The organism is Micromonospora sp. NPDC047670 (genome assembly GCF_043204915.1).
Lineage (GTDB): Bacteria > Actinomycetota > Actinomycetes > Mycobacteriales > Micromonosporaceae > Micromonospora.
In genome coordinates this window covers 230,231-238,642 of sequence record NZ_JBIDDA010000008.1, presented here as the reverse complement: position 1 = coordinate 238,642, position 8,412 = coordinate 230,231, and the positions used below count along the sequence as shown (strand labels likewise).

Sequence of the window (8,412 nt, the reverse complement as noted above, 5' to 3'; positions counted from 1 at the left end):
CGCGGGGGGTCGGGGGCCGGGCCCCCCCCCCCGGGGGGGGCGGGGGCCCCCCGGGGGGGGGCCCCCCCCCGCCGGGGGGCCCCCCCCCCGCCGGGGGGGGGGGGGGGGGGGGCCCCCCCCCCCCCCCGCGCCGGATGTCACAGGCCGAGCAGCCGCAGCGGTACGGCGTCGGCCATCGCCTGGTTGCCGGCGTCGTTCGGGTGGATGTGGTCACCCGAGTCGTACGCGGGCAGCAGCCGGCTCGGCTGGGCCGGGTCGCGCAGCACCCGGTCGAAGTCGAGCAGACCGTCGAACTCGTCGCTGCCGCGCAGCCACGCGTTCACCGCCTGCCGGGTGGCCTCCTTCTCGGGCGTCCACACCCCCGGGTTGCCGTGCCCCTCGTACGGGGTCAGCGTCGACACGAGGCTGCGCAGGCCGCGCGCCTTCACCTGCTGGTTGACCTGCCGCAGCGCGGCGATGACGCTCTCGGCGGAGTCGCCCGACATCCAGATGTCGTTGATGCCCAGGTGGGTGATCACGGTCCGGGCGTCGGTCTGCGCGAAGACGTCCTCGTCGAGGCGGGCCAGGGCGTTGGGGCCGAGCTCGTGGTAGCCGGGGAAGCCGCCCGCGCCGGCCTCGGTGCCCTCGTGGTTGAGCCGGTTGCCGGCCAGGCTGAGGTTGAGCACGCCCGGGGTGCGCACGTCGGGGCGGGCGTCGATGAGCCGGTCGGCGAGCAGGTCCGGCCAGCGCCTGTTGGCGTTGACGGTGCTGCCGTTGCCGTCGGCGATCGAGTCGCCGAAGACCACCACCGAGCCGGGGCTGTGCCTGCGCTGCACGTCGATGCCGGACAGGAAGAACCAGCAGCAGTTCGGCCGGATGGTGAACCCGGCGCCGTCGGCGGCGGAGGTGAGGTCCGTGGCGCCGATGAAGTTGGTCTGCCGGGACTGGCCGTGGAAGGTCACCGGCCCGGTCGGGGTCGGGAAGTGCACGGTCAGCACCAGGTCCTGCTGGTCGCCGACGGGCAGGGCGACGGGGTCGCTGAGCAGCTCGCCGCCGCGGTTCATGGTGGCCGAGGTGGCCCCGCCGAAGGTCAGCTCCCGCAGGGTCGAGGTGTCGATGTCGGACAGGTCGTCGGGGGTCGCGGTGTTCGGCTTCGCCACGGTGGCGCGGCCGACCCGGACGGCCTGCTCGCCGTACATGTTGCTCAGCCGCACCCGGAACTGCGGCCCGCCCACGCTGGTGTGCACGACCATCCGGACGCTCTGGTTGTTCAGGCCGTTGTTGGTCAGGCCGGTCGCGTTGCCCCGGGTGACCGCGGCCGCCCAGCTGCCCGCCCAGACCGTCCGCTGGTGGCGGGCCGCCTCGGCGTCCGGCGGGCCGGCGCTGGCCACCACCGCCGGGGTGCCCGCGACCAGCAACGTGGCCGCGGACGCGATGACATGCCATCTCTTCGGGGTCGACATTGAACCTCCATCGTTGGCAGCCCAGGGCCGTCCACTGACGGCACCGCCTGGACGATGGTCCAGAAACCTAGCCGCCCCGTTTTACAGGCGTCAATCAACCTGATCGACGTGATCAAATGCCCTCCGGTCCGACCGGAACGCCGTTCGGGCTCTGTCCCGTGACGGGCGGTGGTGCCTACGCTCACGGACGGCGGCGGTGCGGTCGCGCAGGCGCGCCCACCTGCCGCGCCGTTCCCGGGGGATGCCCGGAGGACGTCGATTTCTCCGCCGATGGGGGGCCGCCGGATGACTGACGGACCGGAGCGACGGGCCGGCTACGTGCACCGGGCGCTGGAGCTGTTCGCCGGCTTCGGCGACCGGGAGGCGCTGGTCGGCGGCGGGCGCCGGCTCAGCTACGCCGACGTCGCCGCCGAGGTGCGCCGGCTGGCCGCGACGCTGCACGGGCAGGGCGTACGGCCGGGGGCCGCGGTGCTGGTCGCGCTCGGCAACCCGGTGGAGGGGCCGTTGGTGCAGCTCGCCCTGCACCTGCTGGGCTGCCGGACGATGTGGATCGCGCCGGTCACCTCCCGCCGCGAGGTGGCCGAGTTCGTCCGGTTGGCCCGCCCCGACGCCTTCGTCTACGACGCCCGCGACCCGGCGAGCCTGGGCCCGGAGCTGGCCGCCGGGCTGCCCGGCGTGCCGGTCTTCTGCCTCGGGCCGGGCGGCGCGGGCCCGGACCTCACCGCCGGCGCGGGCCGCGCGGCCGGGGGCGACCTGCCGGCGGAGGCGCCGGTGCCGGAGTCCTTCCTACAGACCAGCGGCACCACCGGCACCCCGAAGCTGGTGCACCACCGGGAGAGCTTCTACGCGCAGATCCTCGCCCTGGCCGCCGACTTCCGCGCCGCCGGGTACCCCCTGCTGCGGCACCTGTCGCACTCGCCGATGTGGCTGGCCAGCGGCCAGATCACCACGCTGTTCAACCTCTTCACCGGCGGCGTGCTCTTCCCCCGCGACGGCTGGGACCCGGCCCGGTTCATCGACACCGTCTCGCGGGAACGCATCAACTCCACCTTCGTCACCCCACCGATGCTCTACGAGGTGCTCGACCACCCGGCGCTGGACGGCGCGGACTTCTCCGCCATGTTCATGTTCAACGTGGGCGCCGGGCCCGCCGCGCCCGCCCGGCTGCGCCAGGCGATCGCCCGCTTCGGCCCGGTGCTGCGCATCGTGTACGGCCTCAGCGAGGCCGTCGTGATCACCGCCCTGCCGGGGCTGACCGACGATCCGGAGCACCCGGAGCGGCTGCGCTCCTGCGGCCGGCCGTACGGCGACGTGCGCGTCGAGATCCGCGCCGAGGACGGCACCGTGCTGCCGCCCGGCGCGAACGGCGAGGTGTGGGTGCACACCGACCTGCGCTTCGCCGGCTACCACGGCCAGCCCGAGCTGACCGCCGAGACGCTTGTCGACGGCTGGGTCCGCACCCGCGACATCGGGCACGTCGACGCCGACGGCTACCTCTACCTCGTCGACCGGTTGCAGGACCGGATCCTCACCCGACGGCGCAGCTGGCCGATCTACTCCCGCCCGATCGAGGACGTCCTGGCCGGGCATCCGCAGGTCCGCGCGGCCGCGGTGATCGGTGTGCCGGACGAGGTCGCCGGCGAGCTGCCGTACGCGTACGTGGTGCCGGCGCCCGGCGCGACGGTGACCGCGCGGGAGCTGATCGACCTGGTCACCACCGCGCTCAGCGACACCTGGGCGCCAGGCGGGGTGGAGTTCGTCGACCGGCTGCCGCTCAACCGCTCCGCCAAGGTGGACAAGCGCGCGCTGCGCGCCCGGTACGCCGAGGCCCACCCCAGCGCGGTGGAGCACCCGGAGGCGTCGATCGGCACGCTGGCGTGACCCCCCGGCGGGAACTGACCGTCCTGGTCGCCGCCGACCTGATCTCGAACCTGGGCAGCCGGGTGTCGGTGGTGGCGATCCCGTGGCTGGTGCTGGAGACCACCGGCAGCGCCGCGAAGATGGGCGTGGTGGCCGCCGCCGAGACGCTGCCCTACCTGCTCTCCGGCGCGCTCGGCACGCCTTGGGCGGACCGGATCGGGCTGCGCCGCACCTCGATCCTGACCGACGTGGGCAGCGCGGGGCTGATGGTCGCGGTGGCCCTCACCCCGTGGCTGGGCTTCGGCGCGCTGGTCGCGCTGGTCGCCGTGGTGGGCACGCTGCGGGGCGTCGGCGACCGGGTCAAGCACGTCATGTTCCGCCCGGCCGCGGAGGCCGCCGGGGTGCGGCTGATCCGGCTGACCTCCGTCTACGACGGGCTCGGCCGGATGGTCACCCTACTCGGCGCGGGGCTGGGCGGGCTGCTCATCTGGTGGTTCGGCGTGACCCAGGCGATCCTCATCGACGCCGCCAGCTTCGCCGTCTGCGCGCTGCTGGTCGGGCTCCTCGTCCGGCCGCCGGCGCCCCCGGCGGCGCCGGCGCAACCGGAGGGCTACCTGCGCGCGCTGGCGGGTGGCTTCCGCTACCTCGGGCACGACCGCATGCTGCTGACCATGCTGCTGGTGATCTCGGCGCTGAACATGGTGGTCAACGCGAGCGTCGCCGTCTACATCCCGCTCTGGGTGGCCGAGGTGCTGCGCAGCCCGGCCGGGTTGGGCCTGGTGCTGGGCGCGTTCTCGGCGGGCGCGCTGCTGGGGAACCTGCTGTTCACCGCGTTCGGCCCCCGGCTGCCCCGCTACCTGGCCTTCGTGGTCGGGGCGGCGGTCAGCGGCGCGCCGCGGCTGCTGGTGCTCGCGCTCAGCGAGGAGCTGGCGGTGGTGCTGGCGGTGACGTTCGCCTCCGGCATCGGCATCGCGGCGGTCAACCCGCTGCTGGGGGTCGCGATCTACGAACGGGTACCGGCCGGGTTGCAGACGCGGGTGATCGGGCTGGCGGGGTCGCTGGCGTTCGCGGGCCTGCCGCTGGGCGCGCTGCTGGGCGGCTGGTCGGTGACCGCGCTCGGCCTCGTCCCCGCCCTGCTGGCGATGACCGTGTTCTGCCTGGTGGTCACCCTGCTGCCGCTGCTGCCCGGCCTGCGCCCCCGGCCCGTCGCCGCGCCGGCCGAGCGGCAACCGCGCGTCGCGGGTCAGGCGTAGGGTCGGGGCATGGCCACGTGGGAGGACGTACGCCGGGTCGCGCTGGCTCTGCCGGAGACGAGCGAGCACCCCTCCTATCAGGGGGCGCCGGCGTGGAAGGTCCGCGACCGGGCGTTCGTCTGGGAGCGTCCGCTGCGCCGCGCAGACCTCGACGCCCTCGGGGCGGCGGCGCCCGACGGCCCGGTCCTCGGGGTGCGGGTGCCGGACCTGGGCGTGAAGGAGGCGCTGCTCGCCGACGACCCCGCCGTCTACTTCACCACCCCGCACTTCGACGGCTACCCGGCGGTCCTCGTCCGCCTGGACCGGATCGACCCCGACGAGCTGGCCGAGCTGGTCGTCGAGGCGTGGCAGGACCGGGCGCCGAAGCGGCTCGCGGCGGCGTACCGGGCCGGGCAGGCGGATCGCGCCTGACGTGCTGTCGGCTCGCCGGGCGGCGTCAACCCGGCAGCGCCGCCGAGACCGCCTCCTCCGGGGTGGACACGTGCAGCGGGCCGGCGACCGGCGCGCCGTCGGCGCCGACGATCCGCCACCCGTCGAGCACCACCACCGGGATACCGCCGCGCCGCAGGCCCAGGGCCACCTCGGAGAGCGTTCCCCACGAGCCGCCGACCGCGATCACCGCGTCGGCGCTCCACACCAGGATCGCGTTGCGCGCCTGACCCATGTTGGTGACGACCGTGGCCGACACCTGCGCCGCGGGGCCGGGGGCCGTGCCGTCGTCGGGGCGTACGCCGATGACCAGGCCGGCGCGGGAGCGGGCGCCGGCGGCGACGGCGGCCATCACCCCGCCGCCACCTCCGCAGAGCACCGTCGCGCCCCGCTCGGCGAGCAGCTCGCCCACCCGGCGGGCGTGCGCCAGCTCGGCCTCCGACGCGGTCGCCGGCCCGCACACCGCCACCTGCACCATGCCGCCATGATGCCCGACGCGCCGTGGCTCCCCGGCGGATGCCGCCGGGGAGCCACGAGGTGGTCGGGTCAGAAGACGGAGACGCCGTAGCGGCTGAGCGCCTCGGTGACCGGCTGGAAGAAGGTCGTGCCGCCGGTGCGGCAGTTGCCGCTGCCGCCGGAGGTCAGCCCGAGCGCGGTGCTGCCCGAGTAGAGCGGGCCGCCGCTGTCGCCGGGCTCGGCGCAGACGTTGGTGGCGATCATGCCCCGCACGGTGCCCTCGGCGTAGCGGACGGTGGCGTTGAGGCCGGTCACGGTGCCGCTGTGGGTGCCGGTGGTGCTCCCCCGCCGGGTCACCTGCTGGCCGACGGACGCGTTCCCGGCGGCGGTGATGTCCTGCGAGCCCACCGAGCCGTCGATGGCGACCGAGGTGTTGGTGTAGCGGACGATGCCGTAGTCGTTGCCCGGGAAGCTGGTGCCGGTGCGGTCGCCGAGCTTGGTGCTCTGCGCCGAGTTGGCGTACCAGGCGGAGACCACGTCGGTGCAGTGCCCGGCGGTGAGGAAGTAGTAGGTGCTGCCGCTGCGCACGTTGAAGCCGAGCGAGCAGCGGTAGCCACCGCCGTAGATGGCGTCGCCGCCGGAGATCCGCATGCTCAGCGTGCCGGCGAGCGGGGTGATCCGGGCCGTGCCGCCGGCCGCGGCCACCGCGGCGCGGATGCGCGCCACCTGGGCGGCGCCGACCGTGCTGTCCACGCCGACGACCACCTGGTTGCTGACCGGGTCCACCCAGAGGGCGGTGCCCGTGACGCCCAGGTCCACCCGGGACCGGGCGGCCTCCAGGGCGCGGGCGCTGTGGGTGACGAGGCGGGCGACGCCGCCGGCGGCGCGGACCGTGGCGGCGGCGCGTTCGTCGGTGACGGCAACGACGGTACGCCCCGACGCGGAGTCGAGGTAGGAGCCGGCGGTGCGGTCGGGACCGAGGCCCGCCGCGAGGCTGGCGGCCCGGTCGGCGGTCAGGACGGCGGGCGCGGCGTGGGCCGGTGACACGGCCACGGTGGCGCCGAGGAGAGCGACGGTGACGGCGGACATCACACCACGTCGAGTGAGTCTCACGCGTACCTCCCGGGGAGGGCTGGACCGGCTGTCTGCCGATCGATGTAGACATATTCACACTGGTCAACGCGCACGTAAAGGGTGCCGCGCGGGGCGTTTGTTCGCCGGCCGTTCGCCCGTGAGCCGCCGGGGCGTCGGCCGCGCCGCCTAGCGTCGATCCGCATGACGACGCCCCCGACCGCCCGCCCGGCGGCCGCCGAGGTGACCGCCGTACGACGCATCGGCGACACCGCGCCGCACAGCGCGTTCACCGACCTGGTCCGGCACGCGGGCGGCTGGCTCTGCGCGTTCCGGGAGGGCGCGTCGCACCTCTCCGACGACGGGGTGGTCCGGCTGCTCGCCTCCCCCGACGGCCGCTCCTGGGGCCCGGCGGCGGTGCTCGCCCGCCCCGGGTCGGACCTGCGCGACCCGCGCTTCGTCGTCCGGCCGGACGGCCGGCTGCAACTGCTCGCCGCCGCGGTCACCGGCGCGGGACCGAAGGAGTTCCGGACCCTGAGCTGGCTCTCCGCGGACGGCCGCCGCTGGGGCGAGCCCACCCCGGTCGGCGAGCCGGGCGTCTGGGTCTGGCAGGCGGCCTGGCACGCCGGGGCGATGTACGGGGTCGGCTACGCCACCCGGGAGCCCCGCTTCGTCCGGCTCTACCGCAGCGGCGACGGCGTCGACCTGCACCCGGTGCTGGAGACGCTCTTCCTCGGCGGCTACCCGAACGAGTCCGGGCTGGTCTTCGACCCCGACGGCACCGCCACCTGCCTGCTGCGGCGCGACCGGGAGACCGCCACTGCGCAGCTCGGCCGGGCCCGGCCGCCGTACCGCGACTGGGCCTGGACCGACCTGGGGGTGCGGGTGGGCGGGCCGGCCCTGCGCCGGCTCCCCGACGGCCGCCTGGTCGCCGGCGTACGCCTGCACGACGGCGCGGTGCGGACCGCGATCTGCGCCGTCGACCCGCGGCGGGGACGCCTGACCGAACTCGTCCCGCTGCCGTCGGGCGGCGACTGCGGCTACCCCGGCCTGGTCTGGCACGACGGGACGCTGTGGGTCAGCTACTACTCCTCGCACGAGGAGCGCACGAGCGTCTACCTGGCGGAGGTCGCCCTGCCCGACGGGCCGCTGGCCGGGGACGACCCGGTCGACTAGCGTGCGCTCATGCCATTGACGCTGACCGAAGCGACGGATCCGTTCTGCCTGCGCGACGGGGAGAGCGCGGCGCTGCTGCGCGACCATCCGTGGCGGCGCTTCGCGGTGCTGGGCGACAGCGTGGCCGAGGGGCTCTGCGAGCCCGTCGACGGCTACCCCGACGTGCAGTGGGCGGACCGGATCGCCGCCGAACTGCGCGCCGTGCGGCCCGAGCTGGCGTACCTGAACCTGGGGCTGCGCGGGCTGCGGGCGCACGAGGTGCGCGCCCGCCAGCTCGCCCCGGCGCTGGCGTTCCGGCCCGACCTGGCGCTGGTGGTGTGCGGCGGCAACGACGCCTTCCACCCGGCGTACGACGCCGACGCGGTCGACGCGGAACTGACCGCGATGATCGGGGCGTTGCGGGCCGCCGGCGCGGACGTGATCACCGTCGGCATGTTCGACGTCTCGCACAGCCCGGCGGTGCCCGAGCGGCACCGGGCCGGTCTGGCCGAGCGGATGCGGCGGCTCTCCGCGCACACCGGGGCGCTCGCGGAGCGGCTCGGCACCCTGCACGTGCGGCTCACCGACCACCCGCTCACCGCCGACCCGTCGATCTACAGCAGCGACGGCCGGCACGGCAGCGCCCGCAGCGACGCCGTCGCCGCCGCCGAGACCGTCCGCCGCCTCGGCACCCACCTGACCGGTCGACAGGCGCGCCAGCGGGGGTGACGCCCACCCCTGACGTG

Annotated in this window: 8 protein-coding genes; 5 read left to right on the top strand and 3 right to left on the bottom strand. The window is 75.6% G+C overall.

Going from position 1 to position 8,412, the window contains the following annotated elements:
• Positions 1-137: 137 nt before the first annotated feature.
• Positions 138-1,415, bottom strand: coding sequence for an SGNH/GDSL hydrolase family protein (locus ACGF7U_RS21085; protein WP_393109222.1), 1,278 nt, complete (start codon positions 1,413-1,415; stop codon positions 138-140).
• Positions 1,416-1,727: 312 nt separating this feature from the next.
• On the opposite strand from ACGF7U_RS21085, the gene ACGF7U_RS21080 reads away from it, so the two are divergent.
• From ACGF7U_RS21080 to ACGF7U_RS21070, 3 genes are read left to right on the top strand one after another with little or no spacing between them, the layout of a single operon-like run.
• Positions 1,728-3,323: a class I adenylate-forming enzyme family protein gene (locus ACGF7U_RS21080; RefSeq protein ID WP_393109035.1), complete on the top strand. Its 1,596-nt coding sequence runs from the start codon at positions 1,728-1,730 to the stop codon at positions 3,321-3,323.
• Positions 3,320-4,555, top strand: coding sequence for an MFS transporter (locus ACGF7U_RS21075; RefSeq protein WP_393109033.1), 1,236 nt, complete (start codon positions 3,320-3,322; stop codon positions 4,553-4,555). Before ACGF7U_RS21080 ends, ACGF7U_RS21075 begins: the two co-directional genes overlap by 4 nt.
• A gap of 9 nt (positions 4,556-4,564) precedes the next feature.
• Entirely contained in the window at positions 4,565-4,966 is a 402-nt protein-coding gene (locus ACGF7U_RS21070; RefSeq protein ID WP_393109031.1) for an MmcQ/YjbR family DNA-binding protein, read from the top strand.
• A 25-nt stretch (positions 4,967-4,991) separates the two neighbouring features.
• Here ACGF7U_RS21070 and ACGF7U_RS21065 read toward each other — a convergent pair whose 3' ends face one another.
• Positions 4,992-5,462: a dethiobiotin synthetase gene (locus tag ACGF7U_RS21065; RefSeq protein WP_393109029.1), complete on the bottom strand. Its 471-nt coding sequence runs from the start codon at positions 5,460-5,462 to the stop codon at positions 4,992-4,994.
• A gap of 68 nt (positions 5,463-5,530) precedes the next feature.
• Positions 5,531-6,529: a trypsin-like serine protease gene (locus ACGF7U_RS21060; RefSeq protein ID WP_393109027.1), complete on the bottom strand. Its 999-nt coding sequence runs from the start codon at positions 6,527-6,529 to the stop codon at positions 5,531-5,533.
• Positions 6,530-6,715: 186 nt separating this feature from the next.
• Here ACGF7U_RS21060 and ACGF7U_RS21055 point away from each other — a divergent pair, with 186 nt between their 5' ends.
• Together ACGF7U_RS21055 and ACGF7U_RS21050 are read left to right on the top strand one after the other, a co-directional pair.
• Complete coding sequence (locus tag ACGF7U_RS21055) at positions 6,716-7,687, top strand: exo-alpha-sialidase (RefSeq protein WP_393109025.1); 972 nt, start codon at positions 6,716-6,718, stop codon at positions 7,685-7,687.
• Positions 7,688-7,696: 9 nt separating this feature from the next.
• Entirely contained in the window at positions 7,697-8,395 is a 699-nt protein-coding gene (locus ACGF7U_RS21050) for an SGNH/GDSL hydrolase family protein (RefSeq protein WP_393109023.1), read from the top strand.
• Positions 8,396-8,412: the final 17 nt, after the last annotated feature.

Bases quoted from the DNA above. Each gene is read 5' to 3' on its own strand.
- ACGF7U_RS21080 (WP_393109035.1), top strand. From the start codon at position 1,728: ATGACTGACGGACCGGAGCGACGGGCCGGCTACGTGCACCGGGCGCTG.
- ACGF7U_RS21070 (WP_393109031.1), top strand. From the start codon at position 4,565: ATGGCCACGTGGGAGGACGTACGCCGGGTCGCGCTGGCTCTGCCGGAG.
- ACGF7U_RS21065 (WP_393109029.1), bottom strand. From the start codon at position 5,462: ATGGTGCAGGTGGCGGTGTGCGGGCCGGCGACCGCGTCGGAGGCCGAG.
- ACGF7U_RS21060 (WP_393109027.1), bottom strand. From the start codon at position 6,529: ATGTCCGCCGTCACCGTCGCTCTCCTCGGCGCCACCGTGGCCGTGTCA.
- ACGF7U_RS21055 (WP_393109025.1), top strand. From the start codon at position 6,716: ATGACGACGCCCCCGACCGCCCGCCCGGCGGCCGCCGAGGTGACCGCC.
- ACGF7U_RS21050 (WP_393109023.1), top strand. From the start codon at position 7,697: ATGCCATTGACGCTGACCGAAGCGACGGATCCGTTCTGCCTGCGCGAC.